The sequence below is a fragment of the Massilia hydrophila genome, assembly GCF_020208145.1.
Lineage (GTDB): Bacteria > Pseudomonadota > Gammaproteobacteria > Burkholderiales > Burkholderiaceae_D > Telluria > Telluria hydrophila.
This window is the reverse complement of sequence record NZ_JAHYBX010000084.1, coordinates 1-382: the sequence shown is the minus strand read 5'-3', so window position 1 is coordinate 382 and position 382 is coordinate 1. Positions and strand designations below refer to the sequence as shown.

The window sequence follows — 382 nt, the reverse complement described above, 5'->3', positions numbered from 1 at the left end:
GACCAGCGGCAGCCTGATCGCATAGCGCCTGCCGCGATGTTCGAGCGCAAGCACCTGCGAAAAACCTTCGACCGTGGCGCCGCCGAGGCGGATGCCCTCGCCTGCCCCGTCGCCGTTGCGGCCGACCGCCATCACGCGCAGGCCGCGCGACGTCGCCGCCTCGATCGCCTCCGCCGAGCAATCATGATCGGCCGAGATCACCGCTGCACCTCCGGGCTGGACCAGTTCGCGGAACAAACGAAGCTTCGCCGCGAGGTAATGCGCGACGGTCGGATGGTAGTCCATGTGGTCGCGCGAGAGGTTGGTGAAGCCGCCGGCCGAGACGCGCACGCCGTCGAGGCGGTACTGGTCGAGGCCGTGCGATGACGCCTCGAACGCAAGA

General features: G+C 68.8%; 1 protein-coding gene. It reads right to left on the bottom strand.

Annotated elements, in window-relative coordinates; all coding sequences use genetic code 11:
- On the bottom strand, nucleotides 1-382 hold a 382-nt coding region (locus LE190_RS21595; RefSeq protein ID WP_267875358.1), incomplete at both ends, for a Mur ligase family protein.